The sequence below is a fragment of the Undibacterium sp. TC4M20W genome (assembly GCF_049340245.1).
Taxonomy (GTDB): Bacteria; Pseudomonadota; Gammaproteobacteria; order Burkholderiales; family Burkholderiaceae_D; genus Undibacterium.
Genome location: NZ_JBMPPI010000007.1, coordinates 42998 through 62003 on the forward strand (window position 1 = coordinate 42998; position 19006 = coordinate 62003).

17 protein-coding genes are annotated in these 19006 nt (G+C 49.2%); 15 read left to right on the forward strand and 2 right to left on the reverse strand.

Annotated elements, in window-relative coordinates:
* Window positions 1-200: 200 nt before the first annotated feature.
* Genes ACO0LL_RS11345 through ACO0LL_RS11365 form a run of 5 tightly spaced genes read left to right on the forward strand, consistent with a single transcriptional unit; the run spans window position 201 to window position 5558 of the window.
* Window positions 201-1178: a polysaccharide biosynthesis/export family protein gene (locus ACO0LL_RS11345; protein ID WP_422950975.1), complete on the forward strand. Its 978-nt coding sequence runs from the start codon at window positions 201-203 to the stop codon at window positions 1176-1178.
* Between the two features lie 5 nt (window positions 1179-1183).
* Window positions 1184-2620, forward strand: a complete 1437-nt coding sequence (locus ACO0LL_RS11350) for a Wzz/FepE/Etk N-terminal domain-containing protein (protein ID WP_422950976.1) — start codon at window positions 1184-1186, stop codon at window positions 2618-2620.
* Window positions 2607-3545 carry a polysaccharide biosynthesis tyrosine autokinase gene (locus ACO0LL_RS11355; RefSeq protein WP_422950977.1) on the forward strand — a complete coding sequence of 313 codons (939 nt, stop codon included), beginning with the start codon at window positions 2607-2609 and terminating at the stop codon, window positions 3543-3545. The genes ACO0LL_RS11350 and ACO0LL_RS11355 overlap by 14 nt, the downstream gene beginning before the upstream one ends.
* A gap of 6 nt (window positions 3546-3551) precedes the next feature.
* On the forward strand, window positions 3552-4505 hold the full coding sequence (locus ACO0LL_RS11360; RefSeq protein ID WP_422950978.1) for a glycosyltransferase family 2 protein: 954 nt from the start codon (window positions 3552-3554) through the stop codon (window positions 4503-4505).
* Between the two features lie 3 nt (window positions 4506-4508).
* Window positions 4509-5558 carry an acyltransferase family protein gene (locus ACO0LL_RS11365; protein ID WP_422950979.1) on the forward strand — a complete coding sequence of 350 codons (1050 nt, stop codon included), beginning with the start codon at window positions 4509-4511 and terminating at the stop codon, window positions 5556-5558.
* Here ACO0LL_RS11365 and ACO0LL_RS11370 read toward each other — a convergent pair.
* Window positions 5547-6884 carry an O-antigen ligase family protein gene (locus ACO0LL_RS11370; RefSeq protein ID WP_422950980.1) on the reverse strand — a complete coding sequence of 446 codons (1338 nt, stop codon included), beginning with the start codon at window positions 6882-6884 and terminating at the stop codon, window positions 5547-5549. The two genes, ACO0LL_RS11365 and ACO0LL_RS11370, sit on opposite strands and share 12 nt — an antisense overlap.
* A 117-nt stretch (window positions 6885-7001) precedes the next feature.
* Between ACO0LL_RS11370 and ACO0LL_RS11375 the strand changes: the two genes are divergently transcribed.
* The 3 genes from ACO0LL_RS11375 to ACO0LL_RS11385 all read left to right on the forward strand — a co-directional run bounded on the left by ACO0LL_RS11375 (window position 7002) and on the right by ACO0LL_RS11385 (window position 11965).
* Window positions 7002-9347 (forward strand): capsular biosynthesis protein, encoded by a 2346-nt coding sequence (locus ACO0LL_RS11375; protein ID WP_422950981.1) that lies wholly within the window; start codon window positions 7002-7004, stop codon window positions 9345-9347.
* A gap of 661 nt (window positions 9348-10008) precedes the next feature.
* The gene (gene aceA / locus ACO0LL_RS11380; protein ID WP_186951700.1) at window positions 10009-11307 is read left to right on the forward strand and encodes an isocitrate lyase; all 1299 of its coding nucleotides are present in this window, start codon (window positions 10009-10011) and stop codon (window positions 11305-11307) included.
* 163 nt (window positions 11308-11470) lie between these two features.
* Window positions 11471-11965 (forward strand): DUF6232 family protein, encoded by a 495-nt coding sequence (locus tag ACO0LL_RS11385; protein ID WP_422950982.1) that lies wholly within the window; start codon window positions 11471-11473, stop codon window positions 11963-11965.
* Window positions 11966-12009: 44 nt separating this feature from the next.
* Here ACO0LL_RS11385 and ACO0LL_RS11390 read toward each other — a convergent pair whose 3' ends face one another.
* Window positions 12010-12822, reverse strand: a complete 813-nt coding sequence (locus tag ACO0LL_RS11390) for a WecB/TagA/CpsF family glycosyltransferase (RefSeq protein WP_422950983.1) — start codon at window positions 12820-12822, stop codon at window positions 12010-12012.
* A gap of 225 nt (window positions 12823-13047) precedes the next feature.
* On the opposite strand from ACO0LL_RS11390, the gene ACO0LL_RS11395 reads away from it, so the two are divergent.
* The 7 genes from ACO0LL_RS11395 (at window position 13048) to folC (ending at window position 18970) form a co-directional block, all read left to right on the forward strand.
* Window positions 13048-13317: a hypothetical protein gene (locus ACO0LL_RS11395; protein ID WP_422950984.1), complete on the forward strand. Its 270-nt coding sequence runs from the start codon at window positions 13048-13050 to the stop codon at window positions 13315-13317.
* 45 nt (window positions 13318-13362) lie between these two features.
* Window positions 13363-13626, forward strand: a complete 264-nt coding sequence (locus ACO0LL_RS11400; protein ID WP_422950985.1) for a hypothetical protein — start codon at window positions 13363-13365, stop codon at window positions 13624-13626.
* Between the two features lie 99 nt (window positions 13627-13725).
* On the forward strand, window positions 13726-14391 hold the full coding sequence (locus ACO0LL_RS11405; RefSeq protein ID WP_422950986.1) for a phosphoribosylanthranilate isomerase: 666 nt from the start codon (window positions 13726-13728) through the stop codon (window positions 14389-14391).
* Between the two features lie 60 nt (window positions 14392-14451).
* Complete coding sequence (gene trpB, locus ACO0LL_RS11410) at window positions 14452-15720, forward strand: tryptophan synthase subunit beta (RefSeq protein WP_422950987.1); 1269 nt, start codon at window positions 14452-14454, stop codon at window positions 15718-15720.
* A 137-nt stretch (window positions 15721-15857) separates the two neighbouring features.
* Window positions 15858-16664: a tryptophan synthase subunit alpha gene (gene trpA, locus ACO0LL_RS11415; protein ID WP_422950988.1), complete on the forward strand. Its 807-nt coding sequence runs from the start codon at window positions 15858-15860 to the stop codon at window positions 16662-16664.
* A gap of 85 nt (window positions 16665-16749) precedes the next feature.
* Window positions 16750-17625, forward strand: coding sequence for an acetyl-CoA carboxylase, carboxyltransferase subunit beta (gene accD, locus ACO0LL_RS11420; RefSeq protein WP_422950989.1), 876 nt, complete (start codon window positions 16750-16752; stop codon window positions 17623-17625).
* A gap of 55 nt (window positions 17626-17680) precedes the next feature.
* Window positions 17681-18970, forward strand: a complete 1290-nt coding sequence (gene folC, locus ACO0LL_RS11425; RefSeq protein WP_422950990.1) for a bifunctional tetrahydrofolate synthase/dihydrofolate synthase — start codon at window positions 17681-17683, stop codon at window positions 18968-18970.
* Window positions 18971-19006 lie beyond the last annotated feature (36 nt).

Below are 19006 nucleotides of genomic sequence, written 5' to 3' on the forward strand. Positions count from 1 at the left end.
TCTTTCTTACTTTTATTTGCATGTTAACTGAGCTTTGAGTTGCCCACAATTCAATAAAGGTTAATTTTTGTAATTAAATAGCAATGCTAATAAAGCTGGCAGCTTATTGTTACAGGGTTTTGTTGTCCTGACAAAAATTTGCATCTATTCTTACTATTGCAATATAAAATGAAGTTCTTTCTAAAAAATGCCTGATTCAGATGACAATTTGGTCCAAATTTTCTGCTTTTACTGAGATAACTGCCCGCAAACTGCTGCCTGCAGTGCTGGCGTTTGCATTTATCGGGCAGGCGCAGGCGCAAGAGATCAAGACTATCCCTGCAAATGGCATGAAACTGGAAAGTCAGTTGTTGCAAATACCTCAGTCAGACAAAGCGCCAGCAACAGCATCAGTACCAAACACGGCAAAGAATGCCACAGATGACATGCCTGGCGATGCAGCCTCTGATGTCATAGGCGAGGGCGATCAGTTGCTGATCACCGTATTCGGACAACCCGACCTGACCGCAGATGTCACCATAGGTGAGAGTGGTGTCATCACCTTGCCGCTGGTGGGTACGGTAGAAGTCAAAGGCCGCACAGCAACAGAAATTGCCGCCACCTTTGCAAAAAAGCTGGAGCAGGGGCAATACATTAAAAATCCCCGGGTTTCCATCAAGGTCATACAACAATTGAGCAGGACTTTTTCAGTCCTGGGCGAAGTATTGCGGCCGGGGCGTTATCCCCTGACAGGGCAAATCAGCATTCTGGAAGCCTTGAGCCTGGCCGGTGGTGTCTCACAGAAAGCCGAGAAAAGCCTGCGCATCTTGCGCCGTGAACCCGGCAAACCTGCTTCGGAATTGCAAGAATATGCATCCGTCAAGCTGGAGCTGGACGCAACAAAGCTGGCACCAGAGCTGGCACAAAAAATCCAGCCGAATGATGTTTTGTTCGTGCCCCAGTTGAAGAACTTTTATGTCTACGGTGAGGTGCGCCGTCCTGGTATGTACCCTATGGAAGATGATTTGAATGTCATGCGGGTCTTGTCCATAGGCGGCGGGGTGACTGAGCGGGGCTCGGTCAGGCGCATCATCATCCATCGCAAGACAGACAGTGGCGAGTTGCGCGAAATTTCTGCAGGTATTGCCGACCGGGTATTGCCGGGCGATGTGGTATTTATCAACGAAAGAATATTCTGACGCGTATGATAAAAACCTCCCCAAGTGAATTGGTTTTGTCCTTTGCCCAGATCGGGGCAATGTTGCGGGCGCGCCAGCTGTTAATCGCGTTTGTCATGATAGTCGCTGTTGTTGGTGCAGCCGTGGCCAGCCTGATCTTGCCCAAGACTTATGTGGCGGTGGCTGATATTTTTATCGATTACCGTGTCAATGACCCTATCGGCGGCCGCCAATTCCACCCCATGCAGGATGAAAGCTATCTGCAGACCCAGTTTGACGTTATCAAGAGTGTGCAGGTTGCTGAGCGAGTTATACAGGCACTGGGCTTGCAGACCACGCCAGAGGCCAAACGCTTTGTACAAAGATATGGCGAGCAGCGCGGTTTACGCGCATTGGCTGAGTCTATCGTCAGGAATACTGATGTGTCACCGCACAAGAATAGCCGCGTCATAGAAATCCAGTATTCATCGAGTGACCCCAAGCATGCCAAAGAAGTTGCCAATGCTGTGGTCAAAGCCTATATAGATTTGTCGCTGGAGATGATGAATGCACCGGCCAGAGCCAGGCGTGATCAATACAATGCCCAGCTTGAGTCCATGAGCAGGCAGATTGATGAGTTGCAAAAAAAACTGACGGCTTATCAGCAGGAATATCAGATCGTCGATGTCGATGAGAGGGCGGACATCGAATCCAAACAAATGAATGCCTTGAGTGTGCGCCTGATTGATGTGCAACTGCAAAAAGTGGAAGCCCAGGCCAAGCGCCAGTCGCTGGAAAAACTTGTACGCGAAGGTAATCCGGAGTCAGATATCCCTGAGATTGCTGGCATAGGCCATATCTCAGGCCTGAAAGCTGCCCTGATTTCGCTTGATACACAGTTGGCCAATGCCAAGATTACTTTGGGTGTGCGTCACCCCAAATACATGGCGATCAATGACGAACGCCAGGCACTGCTGGACAAGCTCAAAAGAGAGTCTGCCACTGCATTTGAAATGCTCGGTGCCTCTGAAACGCGTCTGAGCCAGCAGGAAAAAGTCATAGAAACAGAAATCGCCAGCTACCAGAAAAAGACGTTTGAAAACAAAAAACATAGGGATGTCATCAGCTCTTACCAGCGTCAGCTTGACAGCGTGCAAAAGATTTACAACGCTGCCATACAAAAATTTGATGAGTTGCTGATGACCAGTAATGTGGCCATCTCAAATGCCTCAGTCATGCAATGGGCCGAGCTGCCCGAGAAGCATGCCAAGCCACTGCTGCGCAATAACCTGGTGTTTGGCTTGCTGGCTGGCATCGTGTTTGGCTTTGGCTTGGCCTTCCTGCTCGAATTGATGAACCGCCGTGTACGTTGCCTGGAAGATCTGGAGCGTGAATTTGATGAACCTGTGATGGCAAAAATTGGATTTGATGAAAAGCTGAGTGGCAATGGACAGGGTGAGGGTGGTTTGCATGCAAACAGCTGAAACCATGAATCCACCAGCCTCTAAAATAGGCCGGCTCGGCGAGTTATTCCTGCAAAAAGGTTTACTCACACCTGAGCAGATCGACCAGATCGCCCAACTGCAAAAAGAAAAAAAACTCAGGTTTGGTGATGCAGCACTGGCGCTGGGTTACCTGAGCCAGACCCAGCTTGATCAGGCTTTGGGCGAGCAGTTCGGGTATTCGACCAAGGACCTGATTAACGGCAGTGCCGACAAGTCTTTGAAATTCTTTTACTTCCCTTTCAGTAAAGAGGCAGAAGAAATCCGCCGTTTGCGCAGTGAGTTGCTGTTGAAGTTCAGCGGCCAGGAGAAAATCAAGATCACCCTGGTCAGCCCGGCACGCCGCGATGGCAAATCCTATATGGCAGCCAGCCTGGCTATCGCCTTGTCGCAAGTTGGCAAACGTACTTTGCTGATAGATGCTGACCTGCGTAGCGGTAAGTTGCATGAATATTTCTCACTCGGCAAGCCGGATGGTCTGTCTTCTGTGCTGGCCGGGCGTATTAAAGCATCCGATGCCCTGATACAGCTGATGCCCAATTTACATTTCTTGCCAGCCGGGCCACAGCCGCCTAACCCGCTGGAGATTTTGCGTGCACCGCGCATGCGTGAATTGCTTGATTCCTGTTCCGATCAGTTCGATGCTTTCGTGGTTGATACCCATACAGCGACCCTGGCATCGGATGCCCAGATGGTTGCCCATCAGACCGGGAGTGTTTTGCTGGTAGCCAGAAAAGACCATACCTATGTCGATGAGCTGCGTCAGGCCAAGGCAGACATGCAGGCAGCTGGTGTCGAGGTGCTGGGAACGATCTTCAATCAATATGAACCGGCAGGAGCAGTGCGTTTTGCGCCATTCAGCTGGCTTATGCGTTTGCTGTCCAGATTATTCCGGCGGAAAAGCTGAGTTCATATGCCTGAACTGAGTATCTGCATTTGCACTTATAAAAGGCCGGAATTGTTGCGGCGTTTGTTGCAAGCTATCTTGACGCAAACTTTACGGGATGTGGCCATAGAAGTAGTGGTTGTTGACAATGACGTCAATCAGTCTGCCGCGACCGTACTGGCTGAAATTGCAGCGGGTTTCGCCGGAAGCCTCAAGGCGCTGAGCCTCGCAAACTCAAATATTTCACTCGCCAGAAATGCCGCTATTGCCGCGGCCAACGGGCAATGGATAGTCATGATTGATGATGACGAAGTGCCAGTGGCAGACTGGCTGGAGCAACTGCTGAAAGTGCAAAAGGCTGAGCAGGCTGATGTAGTATTTGCACCGGTGCTGCCTGAGTACTCAGAAAGTACCCCAGCCTGGATACGCGAGGGCGGCTATTTTGACCGACGCCGCATGCCTACCGGCACAAAAATAGATCATAAGGACGCCCGTAGTGGCAACGTGCTTGTCCGTCGTTCAATACTGCAGGATATAGCCGCATCCCAAAAAGATTGCATAGGCCCGTTCGACCCTGCCTTTGGTACGACGGGTGGGGAAGATACCATGTTGTTTCGTCGTCTGGATAAACTGGGTGCTGTCATGGTCTGGTGTGATGAAGCTCCGGCTGATGAATTTATTCCGGCGGACAGGGCTACGGCAAAATGGTTGCTGCAAAGGTCTTACCGCACCGGGCAATTATTTATCCGCACCGAACTTGCGATGCTCACAAGCGGTAAAAAAATCAGTTCTGCGCTGTTGCTCAGTGCCCGGGCCTGCGTGCAGTTTGTGCTGGCCTTGTTATTCGCCTTGCTGTTATTGCCTTTTAAATTCCTGCGCAGCTTCGCCTGGCTCAGGGTCGCTGCCTCACAACTGGGCAAACTCAGTTATTTCTGGGGTAGCGCCAGCCATGCCTATGGCAGCCAGCCGGCAAAGAAATAATTCATGATGGCTCATCAATCCCAACGCTTACAGGCACTGGATGGCTTGCGTGCCTTATCCATTGCACTGGTTTTCCTGTCGCATATAGGATTTGGTCATCTCTTCCCTGGTGGCCTGGGCGTGACGATATTCTTTTTTATCAGCGGTTTCATCATCACCAAACTGATGCTGGAAGAGTGGGACACCAGTGGCCGTGTGAGCATACGTAATTTTTATGTGCGCAGGTTGTTCAGGCTGACACCAGCCTTGCTGTTTTTTGTGCTGATATCGCTGGCATTGATGGCTGTTGTCGGAGAGTTGCCACCGAAAAAAGAAGTTGCCTCGGTATTCTTTTATTTTGCGAATTATTATGGCATTTATTCCAGCTTCAGCGGTGAGTTGATCAAGCAGCCCCTGGCGATAACCTGGTCATTGGCAGTCGAAGAGCATTTTTATTTTGTTTTCCCTTTTTTGTTTATCGGTTTCATCCGCCTGCCCAAACGCTTCTTGAGTCTGATCGCGGTAATCCTGTTGGCGATGCTGGCCTGGCGTGTGTATCTGGTGCTGACCATAGGCCTGGATCATTTGCCGCATTACAGAATTTATACAGCGACCGATACCCGCGCTGATTCCATTTTGTATGGCGTAGTGCTGTCAATAGTATTTGCGCGTTACCCTGACTTTGCCAAGCAATTGGCATACAAGCGAGTTTTCTTTTTTGGCGTATTTTTGCTGTTACTGACGTTGGCAATACGTAGTGAAGAGTTTCGTGAGTCTTTGCGCTACTCCATGCAGGGCATAGCTTTGTTTTGCATGTTTCCTACCCTGGTTTTTGGTAAAAACCGCTTGAACGGCTTCCTGCAGTTGCCACCTGTCGTTTATCTGGGACGTATCAGTTATTCCCTGTACCTGTACCACTGGTTGGTAACACATAGCGTTGCGCATTTTTTGCCGGAGCTGACTACGCTGCCGAGAATCGCGCTCATTACTGTGCTTTCGCTGCTGTTATCCCACTTGTCATACCGTTACATAGAACAGACTTTCCAGAACCTTGGACGCAAATTAATGGTCTGAGTTTGCTGAATTTGCTGAGTTTGATTTTGCGAGTTTGAATCTCCGGCTTGATGAACTGACCGCAATCAGGCTGAAGATAAAGAATACATTCTGGAATACAAAGCCGCGAAACAGACTGCTTTCGGTGAAGTTGGTAATCACGACAACAGCCAGCATGGCGGACCAGAAGGCGGCTTGCTGTCTGTCCTGATGGGAAAGCGTAATCAGCATTTTTGCCTGCATCAACAAGGTGAGTATCACCAGTATCAAACCAATCAGCCCTTGTTCATTGAGGATATCCAGATAGCCATTGTGGGACTGCAAAGGTATCCAGTGCAGGGCATCAATGACGAATTGCGAGAGACTGTCTGGCCCCAGCCAGAATACACCATAACCCAGACCAAACAGATAGTGTTTGTTAATCTCCATCTCTACCAGTTGCCAGACATCAGTGCGGCCAGTCAGGTCTGTGCCTTTGCCAAACAGGCCAGCAATTGGTGATGCCGCTTCTTGCCAGGTAGGCAGGCGTGATTCCTGCATAAAAAAGACATACACGGCGATCGTCAGCAGGCACATAATGACGAGGCTGGCCCGCGTCAAAGAATAAGAAGATGAAATGTGCCGCTTGCGCAGCAAATGGAAAACGCCCGAAGTCAGCAGGGTGATGATCATGCTGGTCGAGCTTTTGCTCATGACCAGCATGAAAAAAGAAAACAATATGCCCAGCGCCAGGCTGCGGATACCCACGGTCTCTCTGCACGCCTTGATTTGCCATAATAAAATGCTGAGGGCAGCAACCTGGCCCAGTTCATTTTTTTGCGACAGGGCACCGCGCCAGGCGCCTCCGAGGTCATAGTCTATGCCTATGCTGGGAACAGCAACAGCCATAAAGAAGGACAGTATCAGCATACCCGTCAAGGTATACAAGACATAGTTCACCATTATTTTTAAAGGATGTTCAGCGAGCTGTATGCTGAAACCTATCATCACCAGACCATAGAGCTGTATCGCACGTTTGAAGGTCGTTGCTGGCAAGGGCGACCAGATGCTTGATGCCAGACACCATATCAACACGAAGGCCAGGAAGGGATTCATCGCCCGCACATCTTGCAAGGCCTCGGGTAAATGACGATACAGGATGAATGTTGCCAGCAAAAACAGGCCGCCCCACTGCAGTTTTGTGGTCAGAGAACCTTCCATGGTCAACGCAGACGAGCCGGTGTAATCCCAGGAAATGCCATAAGGTAACAGGGAAAAAACCACGAACAGAACGATCATCAGTTTGACGATTCTGGTTTCCAGCAGGTTCAGGCTGGTATTGCCGGGCAGTACGGACAAATTTTGCATTTCTCAATACTAATGTCATGTGTTTGTGCGATATTCTAATGGCTACCTTGTCTGTTGCGCCCCAAAACTATGAAGTATTTTCGATTTCACGTCCCTTTCACCTTCAGATTGGCTTTATTGAGCCTGATTTGTCTCTGTCCGCCTTTTGTAGTAGCGGGTGATCTCGCCTGGTACCGTTTTGAAGTCAATGAGGATACCCTGTCGCCAGTCGTGGATTTTGGTGGCATGAATCATACGCTGGGGGCTGCTGACAGAGTATTTGTCAGGCAAGGGCATTTTTACCGTATCGGGCCAGATGGCCGGGGTGGCACCAAAGATGACGCCCGTGTGCGCTTCTTTGGCATCAGCTTGTCTGGTGCTGCGAACTTCCCCGAAGAAAAAGACGCACAAAAAATCGCACGCCGTTTGCGCAGGCTGGGTTTTAATGCAGTGCGTCTGCATCATCTGGACAGTGTTCTCAGTGATAGCCTGGAGCAGCCACGTGGTATTTTGACGACAGCCGCTTACCCCAGTTTTAACGAAACAGCCTTGCGGCGTTTGCGCGTGTTTATTGATGCACTCAAGGCCGAAGGCCTGTACATCAACCTGAACCTGCACGTGGGTTATCAATTTCGCCCAGCGGTTGATCAGGTCACGCCTTTGATGGCCGGTGAGCAAATGCCTTTTGCCAGCCATCCTCTGCATTTGTTTGAGCCACGCATGATCAGTCTGCAGGCAGAATATGTGCAGCAACTATTGCGCAGGCTGGAACTCAGGGATGATCCTGCTCTCGCCATGGTTGAAATCAATAATGAGTCTTCATTGCTGGGTGCCTGGCAAAGAAAGCAGCTCGATGGCCTGACAGGTGAATATGAAAGAGCCTTGCAGCAGCATTGGCAAAAATGGGTGCTGCGCCAACATGGGCACGCCGACAACGCCTGCAAGCTATGGGATAGCTGTTCACTACCGCGCAAAGGCGTGATCAATGTCAAGTCGTCCGAGGCCAGCATACTTGAATACGGTGAAGGCTGGGTCGCGGGCGTGCAGCGTTTTTCGCGACGCGCAATCAATAAGCTGGGTTGGGAGACGCCAGCCTCCTTGCAGCAGCAATATCGCCCACATCAAAAGGGCAATGGCCGCAGGGTACTCGACTATGTACGGTTTTTATCTGATCTTGATCAGCAATATTTGAATCTGATTCGCAAGACTGTAAGACAGGAGGCAGGGGATTTATTGCCTGTGACTGGTACGCAAATGTATTTTGGTGGAGTGGCACTGGCCGACGCGCAGCAGCAGATGGATTATGTCGATGAGCACTTTTATGTGGATCACTATGACTTCCCACATAAGGAGTGGGATAAAAATGACTGGCGCATACGCAATAATTCTGTCTTGCGCGAGGGGTGGCAATCGTTGTTGCAGCGTGCTTATGTGCGCGATGCGCGCAAGCCCTTTGTGGTCAGTGAATTCAATCAGGCTTTTCCAAATCGTCAGTCGGCAGAAATTCTGCCTGTCATGAGTGCGTTTGCCAGCGCCCAGGACTGGGATGGGCTGTTTCTGTTTCATTACATTGATGGTGATCTTTGGCGGTCCGTGCCGGACAGTTTTGGGCTTAGCGGTCACAGTGGCCAACTTGTGGTCAGCGGCATGGCGGCGGCTCTGTTCAGACAATATCAGGTGCAGCCATTACCAACACAGATGAATATCAACCTGGCACCTGAAGAGCGCACCATGCTGGGTGCTTTGCGTGATGGTGTCAGTGGCGGTGGAATGCCCGCCTGGCTACAGGCGCAATACGGCATTGATTACCGGCATGCTTTTTATACCCGTGTAGCCATGATGTATGGCACGCAAGCCAAACCGGTTGGGCCGGTGCAGCACACTGCCAGGTTATGGCATGAAGATGATATGACCTGGGCTGCAGCCGGGGGCGAATTACGTTACGGTGAATCTGGCCCCTGGCTGGCAGCAGAAACTGCTTATACGCGCCTGTTCGCGGGGCGCAAACCACCGGGCTCTGTCACTATGGAAGCAGATAAATACCTGCCTGTGTTTTCAGACAAAGGGCGGCAATATGGCGTCATTATGCTGAGCAGCCGGGATGCCTTGCCTTTGAAAAATAGTCGCCACCTTTTGCTGGTGCTGAGTGGTGCCACAACGACCACGCAAGCCGGCGTGCAACCTGAACGTCCTAAACAATTGATAAATTATGAGGGGCAATCTGGATGGTGGACGCTGGAGCCTGACCCGGCAACAGCCAGAAAACCTTCGGGTTCACTGGAAGGTCTTGCGCCTGTATGGCTGGAGCGTATCCCGGTCAAGTTATTCCACGCCAGCAAAAGCAAAAAGATGACGGTATATCCGCTGGATGGAAATGGCGTGCGCATGAAGGCACTGGCCAGTTCTGCCATCAGCAAAAAGCCAGATGGTTTTGAGCTCGACTTTGATTTTCCGTCGCCTTGGTATGAGCTCGTCCTTGAATAAGCCTTTTTAGGACTTAAGCAAAATTGGCATTGACGGTTTTTACGTCGGCCATGCATAGATCACAATGAGCGCAATCAATACAGCGCATCTCAAACCGTCATTCCCGCGTGCTTTTAGCGGGAATCCATCGTTGATCAATCTCGGAGCTTGTAATGCAGGTGCAGGGGCGATCAGGCATGGATACCCACCTGCGCGGGTATGACGAATTGGGGGGCACGGTAAACTGCAAGCTTTGGGGTGGTGTTGCTTAAGTCCTCCTTTTAATAAGCATGTTTTAAGCTTGTTGTTGAGATTGTTAATGAGTCTCTTGAGGGGCTTGTGGGTGCAGTGGTGGCATCCGCGCGTTCTGCACTAAAAACTTCCAGTTTCCCGAGGGAATTTGAAACTTAATTTTCTTTGTGTAAAAAACTGAATTGCCAAATTTTATGATGTGAAATCAATTTTTCATATTGTGAAAAATGCTGACTCGCTGCACAAATTATTTTTCTCATTCTAAGAAATATAATTTCATATCGCAAAAAATGAATTTTAAGTATTTGATTTTAAACGATTAAATATTTGTCATATGTCTTATATAAGACCTTGTTGCTCCGCAAAAAATACTCTATTATTTCTCTCAACGGATGCACCTTTTCATTTGATTTGCCCACAGGAGAGAAATATGACAACTCGCGCACAACAAGTAGCAGAATTGCAAAAAGACTGGGATACCAATCCACGCTGGATCGGTATCAAGCGTAACTACACGGCGGAAGAAGTAGTTCGCCTGCGTGGCTCCATGAAGGTGGAGCATACTATTGCAAAAAACGGCGCGATCAAATTGTGGGATCTGGTGAATAACGAACCTTTCATCAATGCCCTGGGCGCGTTGACTGGTAACCAGGCCATGCAACAGGTTAAGGCTGGCTTGAAAGCCATCTACCTGTCTGGCTGGCAAGTTGCTGGCGACGCCAACGTTGCCGGTGAAATGTATCCTGACCAATCCCTGTACCCAGCCAATTCTGTACCACTGGTTGTCAAACGCATCAACAACACACTGACACGCGCTGACCAGATTCAATGGTCTGAAGGCAAAGATGACATCGACTTCTTCGCCCCTATCGTGGCTGATGCTGAAGCCGGTTTCGGTGGTGTATTGAATGCCTTTGAACTCATGAAAGCCATGATCGAAGCAGGCGCATCTGGTGTTCACTTTGAAGATCAACTGGCTTCTGTTAAAAAATGCGGCCACATGGGCGGCAAGGTTCTGGTTCCTACCCGTGAAGCCATTGAAAAACTGAATGCAGCACGTCTGGCTGCTGACATCATGGGTACATCCACCGTGATTTTGGCCCGTACTGATGCTGAAGCCGCTGATTTGCTGACTTCTGACGTCGATCCTAACGACCAGCCTTTCTGCACAGGCGAGCGTACAGTTGAAGGCTTCTACAAAACCAAACCAGGTCTGGAACAAGCAATTTCCCGTGGCCTGGCTTATGCAGAATATGCAGATTTGATCTGGTGTGAAACTGGCAAACCTGACCTGGAATTCGCCAAGGCATTTGCTGACGCTATCCATGCCAAGTTCCCAGGTAAATTGTTGTCCTATAATTGCTCACCATCTTTCAACTGGAAGAAAAATCTGGATGATGCAACAATCGCCAAATTCCAGAAAGAACTCGGCGCAATGGGCTACAAATTCCAGTTCATCACACTGGCAGGCTTCCATGCATTGAACTACGGTATGTTCAACCTGGCACATGGCTACGCACGTCGCCAGATGTCTGCTTTTGTTGAATTGCAGGAAGCTGAATTCGCAGCAGCAGAAAAAGGCTTTACAGCTGTTAAGCATCAACGTGAAGTTGGTACTGGTTACTTTGATGCAGTGACACAAACGATTCAGCAAGGTAAATCTTCTACGACAGCTTTGCATGGTTCTACTGAAGATGAGCAATTCTTCGATGCGAAGAAAGTAGCCTGAGAAGTAGCGTAAGTATTTAAAGTAATCCCCCAAGAAAAAACCGCGCAGATTGTTATCTGTGCGGTTTTTTTTACATATTGCATTCAAAAAAAGTAAATGCTAGATAAATATTTTTTTGTTACCATTTGTGCGATGTTATTTTAAAGATTCTTATTGGAAAAATATGTTTTGTTCAAAATGTGGCTCTGAGGTTCAGGCGGATGCAAAATTTTGCAATAGTTGCGGAGCCTCACTAAACGTAGATGTCCCGCCAGCACCCCAAAGAAATAACGATGTGGTAGTAGAGAAGGTGTTTATGGACAGGCATGGTGTATATGTAAGCGATGTAATGTTCAGACTCTCGACGGGTGCAAATTTCCCAATTCGAAATTTGACTTCTGTTACTATTTCTCAAAAATCAGGCAACGTATTGCTTTTCATATTGGCTTTGTTTTCTACTTTATTCAGTTTGATAATGGTTTTCAACGTGCCTTTTGTCGGATTTGTTATGCTTGCTTTAAGTGCAGTTTTTTTTATTCTCTATTTTCAACGCGATTGGCAGTTAAAAGTTGGTGCGGGTGGGATTATTCAAGTAGCTATTCAGGATAAAAATAAGGCTTACCTGGATAGTGTGGCAACAGCAATTAATGAATCTTTAGCTTATATGGAAAGAAAGTAAGCCAATGAATTTGGAGCACATTGTAAGTATAAATTTTCCCTTTTTTATTTTGTAGTTGAATTTAAATTCCGCATTTGTTTCTGTATTTTTTTTTCGCGCAGCAATAGCCCTACAAAGCGCCAGGCTTGTGTCGTATAACGTTGCCACAAGCGGCGCGGTTCGCTGGCCAGACGCCAGAACCATTCCATGCCTATCTTTTGCATCCATAAAGGCGCACGTTTTTTCTGTCCCAATGCAAACTCCATCGCTGCGCCGACGCACAATATCAATGGCACGTTGTCAGTGGTGAATTGTGCGCGATAACGAAATGCCAGTCTTTCCTGCTTGGGCATGCCCAGACAAATGAACAGGATATTTGGTTTTGCAGCCTGTATGTGCTGTATCGCCAGATCACTTTCGGCGCCGTCGGCAGTGAACTGCATGGACGGGCAAAAAATATCAACCTTGAGACCAGGGTAAGTTTTGGCGAAGGATTCCAGTAACATGCTTTCTTGCCCCGGCATGCCACCCAGAACAAAAATCGATAAATCCTGCTCTATGCAACCCCGGCATAGCGACACAAACAGGTCTGCCCCGGTAACGCGTTCCGGCAAGGGCAGGGCGCACATTTTGCTGGCCCAGATTATCGGCATGCCATCGGCAAAAATATAATCTGAAGTCGCGTACAAGGTCTTGAACTCAGGCTCATATTCGAGCTTGGTCATATGATCCACATTTGGCGTCACCACCACGCGGCTGGCATGGTCACGGCTGCTGGCAACTTCCAGCAAATGCTGATTGGCCTCTGCAAAACGCATATTGCAGATATCCAGTCCGAATAGCCGGGTGATGAGCGGTTTTGTCGCGGGTGAATTCATGGCGTCTATGAATGAAATGGTAATTGATTATCGCATGCTTCAATCAACTGATTGCCTTTGTATATACTCGGGCGCTGGAAAATTGCATGTGCCAATTATCATTTTTCTGTTTTTTAAAAATTAGCATTTTCTAGAAAATCTGATATCGTGATAATTAATGTGAAACATTCTACCGTTCAGCGGTAATGCTTGTGCTTGGCTTGTTGTCAGCATTAAGGGAGGTTTATGGAAAATATGCAGGGCAAACAGCGATTAAGTTTGGAAAGAAAGCTAATTATCTGTTTGGGAATTGTTGGTTTTGTAATTGGGCTCTTGGCTGAGCATCCTGCAGAAACGCATTTGTCTGTGGTTACAGCCCAATCCCTAAGGATATCTTGCTCTGCGCTTGGATTTACTTCATTTGCGGCTGCAGTTATTCCCAAGAGTAAGACTAGCCATGTGCTCACACTGTTTGTCGCTACCGTAGTATTGTATTTAGTGTTGGTTTTCAGTTAATCCTGAGTAATGATTTTTGGCCCTTCAATCTAAAGAAGTCTGACCATGTTCGACGATATAAATGCTCTAAATTTCCTGATTGTATTGGCAATTTTACTTCCTTTGGCTTGGCTCGCATATCGTTCCTGTCAGGGCAGTAACGCTGCTTGGTATGTTTTATATGCTTGGCTGGCTGGTTCCGTTATCAACGTCTGCCTTGGTTTGCCATATTTTATGGTGACATTGATAGGGTTTGTTCTTATTGGATTTGTGTGTAGGCAAAAATTAATGGTGCCTCAATTCTTTAAGAATAATACCGAAGCGAAGTAAACTGCCCCTGTTCTGACCTTGTTTGATACTAGCGATTACGGAGCGCGACAAAAATTTGCAGTAGTTTGAATTGGAAAAGTTTTTACATTAGGAAGTGCCATGCGTCACAGAACCAGAATCAAAATTTGCGGTTTATCCCGGTCAGAAGATTTGAGATTCGTTGTCGCGGCTGGTGCTGACGCCTTGGGCTTCGTCTTTTATCCACCCAGTCCTCGTTATGTCACACCTGATACTGCCGGGGCTTTGCTGCGCGAAATTCCTCCCTTTGTCATGTCAGTAGGCCTGTTCGTGAATATCAATGAATCGGGCTTGCAAGAGATCATTAAGCAGGCTCCCGTGCAACTGCTGCAATTCCACGGCGATGAAACGCCAGAGCAATGCGCGAGTCTGGCAGCCAGTGTCAATCGTCCTTTTATTCGTGCTTATCGCGTCAAAGCTGACACAAGGCCTGAGGATTTGCTAGAATGTGAGCAGTCTTATCGTAAGGCTAGTCCTTTATTCAGTGGTTTATTGCTAGATACCCATGTTGATGGGTATGGCGGTAGTGGAAAGGTTTTTGATTGGTCTCTCATTCCAAAAGAGCTCGCGCCTCGGGTCGTTTTAAGTGGTGGCTTGAGCGTACAGAACGCGACTGGCGCAGTTAGTCAGGTTCGCCCGTTTGCGGTCGATATCAGCAGTGGTGTCGAAGCGGCAAAGGGTATCAAGGATGAGGCCAGCGTGCGCGCGTTTATCGCAGCAGTGCGTCTGGCAGACAATCAGAAATAGTGATGTTGCGTAGGGTATGCACCCGGCGCATCGCTTTCAAGCCAGTTTGAAGGAAAGAAAATGAAAGAACTCCAGTCTTTGGATGCTCAGTTCGAGCGCCAGTCCGTCGCCGGTCAGGCAATTTATCAGTCAGCCCAATATCATTTACCCGATTCACGTGGCCATTTTGGCCAGTTTGGTGGCACTTTTGTGTCCGAAACACTGACTCACGCACTGACTGAGCTTAAAGAAGCCTACGCCAAGTTCCAGCATGATGCTGAGTTTCTGGCTGAGTTTCGCAATGAATTGAAGTACTTCGTTGGTCGTCCATCTCCTGTGTATCACGCCAAACGCTGGTCTGATCTGATGGGTGGGGCGCAAATTTATTTCAAGCGTGAAGACTTGAATCACACCGGCGCCCACAAGATCAATAATGTCATCGGCCAGGCTTTGCTGGCCAAGCGCATGGGTAAGCCACGCGTCATCGCTGAGACTGGTGCTGGTCAGCATGGTGTTGCCACAGCAACCATCTGCGCCCGTTTTGGACTCGAATGCGTGGTTTATATGGGGTCTGAAGACGTCAAGCGCCAGGCGCAAAATGTGTATCGCATGAAGTTGCTAGGGGCGACCGTGGTGCCAGTGGAGTCTGGTTCCAAGACCCTGAAAGATGCGCTGAATGAAGCCATGCGTGACTGGGTCGCGAACGTCGATAATACTTTTTACATCATAGGCACGGTGGCTGGCCCGCATCCTTATCCCATGATGGTCAGGGACTTCCAGTCAGTTATTGGTGAGGAGTGTTTATGGCAAATGCCTGAGCAAACCGGGCGTCAGCCAGACCATGTCGTGGCTTGCGTAGGCGGTGGCTCAAATGCCATGGGTATTTTTTATCCTTACATTGATCATCAGCAAGTCAGGCTCATCGGTGTTGAAGCTGCAGGGGAGGGGCTGGAAAGTGGCAAGCATTCTGCTTCACTGACGGCAGGTTCCCCCGGTGTATTGCACGGCAACCGTACTTATTTGTTGCAAGATGAGAATGGCCAGGTCATAGAAACCCACTCCGTGTCAGCGGGCTTGGATTACCCGGGCGTAGGTCCTGAACATGCATGGTTGAAAGAAAGTGGCCGTGCGCAATACGTGACCATTACTGACGATGAGGCACTCAAGGCTTTTCATGATTGCTGTCGTATAGAAGGCATCATTCCTGCGCTGGAATCCAGTCATGCCCTGGCTTACGCAGCCAAACTTGCTGCGACTTTGCCCAAAGACCAGATAATCCTGGCAAATCTGTCGGGGCGCGGTGACAAGGACATGCATACCGTGGCCGAACGTGCCGGGTTGAAGTTCTGACCAGCCATTGAGTAAACATGCAGGCGCATACATATAGGAGTGCGGCCTGCATGTCTTCCCTATCAAAATTGAGACTGATGCCATCGCAGGAGTGATGCCCTGGACAACGCATAGCGCATCGAATAAGGACCGACAAGATGTCAAGAATTCAAAATACCATGGCTGCTTTGGCAGCCAGCAATAAAAAAGGCTTAATCCCTTTCATCACCGCAGGTGACCCTGCACCTGAATTAACTGTGCCTTTAATGCATGCTCTGGTCGAGGGCGGCGCCGATATTATTGAGCTGGGCGTGCCGTTTTCTGACCCTATGGCAGATGGCCCTGTCATTCAGCGCGCCTCTGAAAGAGCGCTGCAATTTGGAGTTGGCTTGCGGGATGTATTACAATTCGTCCGCGAATTCCGGCAAAGTAATCAAAAGACACCAGTTGTACTCATGGGTTATGCCAACCCTATAGAGCGCATGGGGCAGGATGCTTTCATCGCCAAGGCTGCTGAAGTTGGGGTGGATGGTGTGCTGGTAGTGGATTACCCGCCGGAAGAATGTGAAGAATTTGCAAGTAAAATGCAGCAACAGGGGATGGATACCATTTTCTTGCTGGCACCGACATCGACTGATGAGCGTATAGCACAAGTTGGTAAAATTGCCAGTGGTTATGTGTATTATGTGTCACTGAAGGGTGTTACCGGTTCTGGTGCGCTGGATCTGGATGCGGTTGCCGCCATGATCCCGCGTATCAAAAAGCATGTCAAAGTACCGGTTGGCGTGGGCTTTGGCATACGTGACGGGGCGACGGCGAGAGCCATTTCCACAGTGTCGGATGCGGTGGTGATAGGCTCGCGCATCATCCAGGAACTGGAAAATACCCCGCGTGGAGACGTAGTTGCCGCAGTTGCTGCAGTGAAAAGCTTTATTTCTGGTGTCAGACAGGCTTTGGACGAGTAAAATACGCGCCTGACTGGTTCTTTTACCAGAATGAACCTGATGCCGGGTTGTTAAAAAGACAGCCTGGCGGCCATAAGGAGAAAACATGAGTTGGTTAGAAAAACTGTTGCCGCCGCGTATACAACGCTCGGAATCTGCAAATCGTAAGTCGATTCCTGAAGGTTTGTGGGTCAAGTGCCCCTCTTGCGAAGCGGTGCTGTATCGTTCTGATCTGGAAGCCAATATCCATGTTTGCCCCAAATGCAGCCATCATTTGCGCATAGGCGCGCGTGAACGTCTGGATGCCTTGCTCGATGCAGGTGGCCGTTATGAAATCGGCCAGGAAGTCTTGCCTATCGATACACTGAAATTCAAAGACAGCAAAAAATACCCTGACCGCCTCAAAGATGCGCTGGAAACTACCGGTGAAACTGATGCCCTGATAGTCATGGGTGGTTCTATTATGGCTGTGCCTGTTGTTGCTGCTTGTTTCGAGTTTGAATTCATGGGCGGCTCTATGGGTTCTGTTGTTGGTGAACGGTTCGTGCGTGGCGCGCAAGCTGCACTGGAACAAAAAGTGCCTTTCATTTGCTTTACCGCTACCGGTGGTGCACGTATGCAAGAGGGCTTGTTGTCGCTGATGCAGATGGCAAAAACCACATCCATGCTGACTAAATTGTCTGAAAATAGATTGCCTTTCATCTCTGTACTGACAGACCCTACCATGGGTGGCGTATCTGCTTCTTTCGCCTTCCTCGGTGACGTAGTGATTGCCGAGCCTAAAGCCTTGATCGGCTTTGCTGGCCCACGCGTGATTGAAAATACCGTGCGTGAAAAATTGCCAGAAGGCTTCCAGCGCTCTGAATTCCTGCTGCAAAAAGGCGCGATCGACATGATCGTCGATCGTCGCAAGATGCGTGAAGAAATTGCGCGTTTGCTGGCTTTGTTGCAAAACCAGCCTGCTGAAGCAGTATCCACCTGATATATATTGAATACCTAATAAGCCCGAAGCATTTTGTTCGGGCTTTTTTTATCTTATGACAAATTTACCTGCCACCCTGGCTGACTGGCTGGCCGTACTCGAAACCCGCCATTCCAAAGAAATCGATATGGGCCTGGACCGCGTTGCTGCGGTCAAGAACAAGCTGGACATCCACTATGATTGCCCCGTCATCATGGTCGCTGGCACCAATGGCAAAGGCTCTACCTGCGCCATGCTGGAAGCAGTGCTGATGCAGGCTGGTTACCGTGTTGGTCTATACAGTAAACCGCATTTCCTCGACTTCAATGAGCGTGCCCGTATCAATGGTGAGATGGTCAAGGACGATGTCTTTATCTCCACTTTCAATGCTGTTGAAGAGGCACGTGGCGATATTTCGCTGACCTATTTTGAATTTACTACGCTGGCAATTTGCAAATTGCTGGCCGATGCCAAGCTTGATGTGGTCATCCTCGAAGTCGGTCTCGGTGGTCGCCTGGATGCAGTGAATGTCATTGATGCTGATGTCTCCATCGTCACCAGCATCGATATCGACCATATTGATTACCTTGGTGATACCCGCGAAAAGATAGGCTTTGAAAAAGCCGGTATTTTCCGCCCGGGCAAGGCAGCGATTTGTGGTGACCCTTTGCCGCCCCAGTCCCTGATAGGCCATGCCAATGCCATAGGTGCAGACTTGTGGCTGTTTGGCCGCGATTTCAATTACAACGGTGACAAGCAGCAATGGAATTTTGCTGGCCGCAGCCAGCGCCGTAATTCACTTGGTTACCCCAGTCTGCGTGGTGCCAACCAGCTCTTGAATGCGTCTGCCGTGCTGGCCGCGCTGGAAGCCCTGAAGCTTGAACTGCCAGTCGGCGCGCAAGAAGTGCGTACTGGTCTGGTGATGGTGGATTTGCCTGGTCGTTTCCAGGTCATGCCAGGTCGCCCGACCGTGGTGCTGGATGTCGCGCATAATCCGCACGCCGCCGCTACCCTGGCGCAAAATCTCGACAATATGGGTTTTCATGCCTATACCTATGCGGTATTTGGTTCCATGCTCGATAAGGATATTGACGGTGTTATTGCTCAATTGAAAGAAAAAGTCGATCACTGGTGCGTCACGGCCTTGCCTTTGCCGCGAGCGGCCCCAGTTGATGTATTGAAAGACAAATTGGTCGCCGCTGGCGTGCTGGCAAATACTGAAAAAACCATCACTGGTTTTGATGCCCCAGAGCTGGCTTATGCGGATGCCATCAGCAAGGCAGGCGAAAATGATAGAATAGTGGTCTTTGGATCGTTTTTGACGGTAGCAGGTGTGATGCGCGCCCGTCGTTCTGCTCTCCATTGATGTTTTTTGCAAGCCGGTTTGTTGATGACGTACCCG

What these genes read in the sequence shown, in the direction of transcription:
- ACO0LL_RS11345 (WP_422950975.1), top strand. Translation starts at nt 201, where the DNA reads ATGACAATTTGGTCCAAATTTTCTGCTTTTACTGAGATAACTGCCCGC.
- ACO0LL_RS11350 (WP_422950976.1), top strand. Translation starts at nt 1,184, where the DNA reads ATGATAAAAACCTCCCCAAGTGAATTGGTTTTGTCCTTTGCCCAGATC.
- ACO0LL_RS11355 (WP_422950977.1), top strand. Translation starts at nt 2,607, where the DNA reads ATGCAAACAGCTGAAACCATGAATCCACCAGCCTCTAAAATAGGCCGG.
- ACO0LL_RS11360 (WP_422950978.1), top strand. Translation starts at nt 3,552, where the DNA reads ATGCCTGAACTGAGTATCTGCATTTGCACTTATAAAAGGCCGGAATTG.
- ACO0LL_RS11365 (WP_422950979.1), top strand. Translation starts at nt 4,509, where the DNA reads ATGATGGCTCATCAATCCCAACGCTTACAGGCACTGGATGGCTTGCGT.
- ACO0LL_RS11370 (WP_422950980.1), bottom strand. Translation starts at nt 6,884, where the DNA reads ATGCAAAATTTGTCCGTACTGCCCGGCAATACCAGCCTGAACCTGCTG.
- aceA (WP_186951700.1), top strand. Translation starts at nt 10,009, where the DNA reads ATGACAACTCGCGCACAACAAGTAGCAGAATTGCAAAAAGACTGGGAT.
- ACO0LL_RS11385 (WP_422950982.1), top strand. Translation starts at nt 11,471, where the DNA reads ATGTTTTGTTCAAAATGTGGCTCTGAGGTTCAGGCGGATGCAAAATTT.
- ACO0LL_RS11390 (WP_422950983.1), bottom strand. Translation starts at nt 12,822, where the DNA reads ATGAATTCACCCGCGACAAAACCGCTCATCACCCGGCTATTCGGACTG.
- ACO0LL_RS11395 (WP_422950984.1), top strand. Translation starts at nt 13,048, where the DNA reads ATGGAAAATATGCAGGGCAAACAGCGATTAAGTTTGGAAAGAAAGCTA.
- ACO0LL_RS11400 (WP_422950985.1), top strand. Translation starts at nt 13,363, where the DNA reads ATGTTCGACGATATAAATGCTCTAAATTTCCTGATTGTATTGGCAATT.
- ACO0LL_RS11405 (WP_422950986.1), top strand. Translation starts at nt 13,726, where the DNA reads ATGCGTCACAGAACCAGAATCAAAATTTGCGGTTTATCCCGGTCAGAA.
- trpB (WP_422950987.1), top strand. Translation starts at nt 14,452, where the DNA reads ATGAAAGAACTCCAGTCTTTGGATGCTCAGTTCGAGCGCCAGTCCGTC.
- trpA (WP_422950988.1), top strand. Translation starts at nt 15,858, where the DNA reads ATGTCAAGAATTCAAAATACCATGGCTGCTTTGGCAGCCAGCAATAAA.
- accD (WP_422950989.1), top strand. Translation starts at nt 16,750, where the DNA reads ATGAGTTGGTTAGAAAAACTGTTGCCGCCGCGTATACAACGCTCGGAA.
- folC (WP_422950990.1), top strand. Translation starts at nt 17,681, where the DNA reads ATGACAAATTTACCTGCCACCCTGGCTGACTGGCTGGCCGTACTCGAA.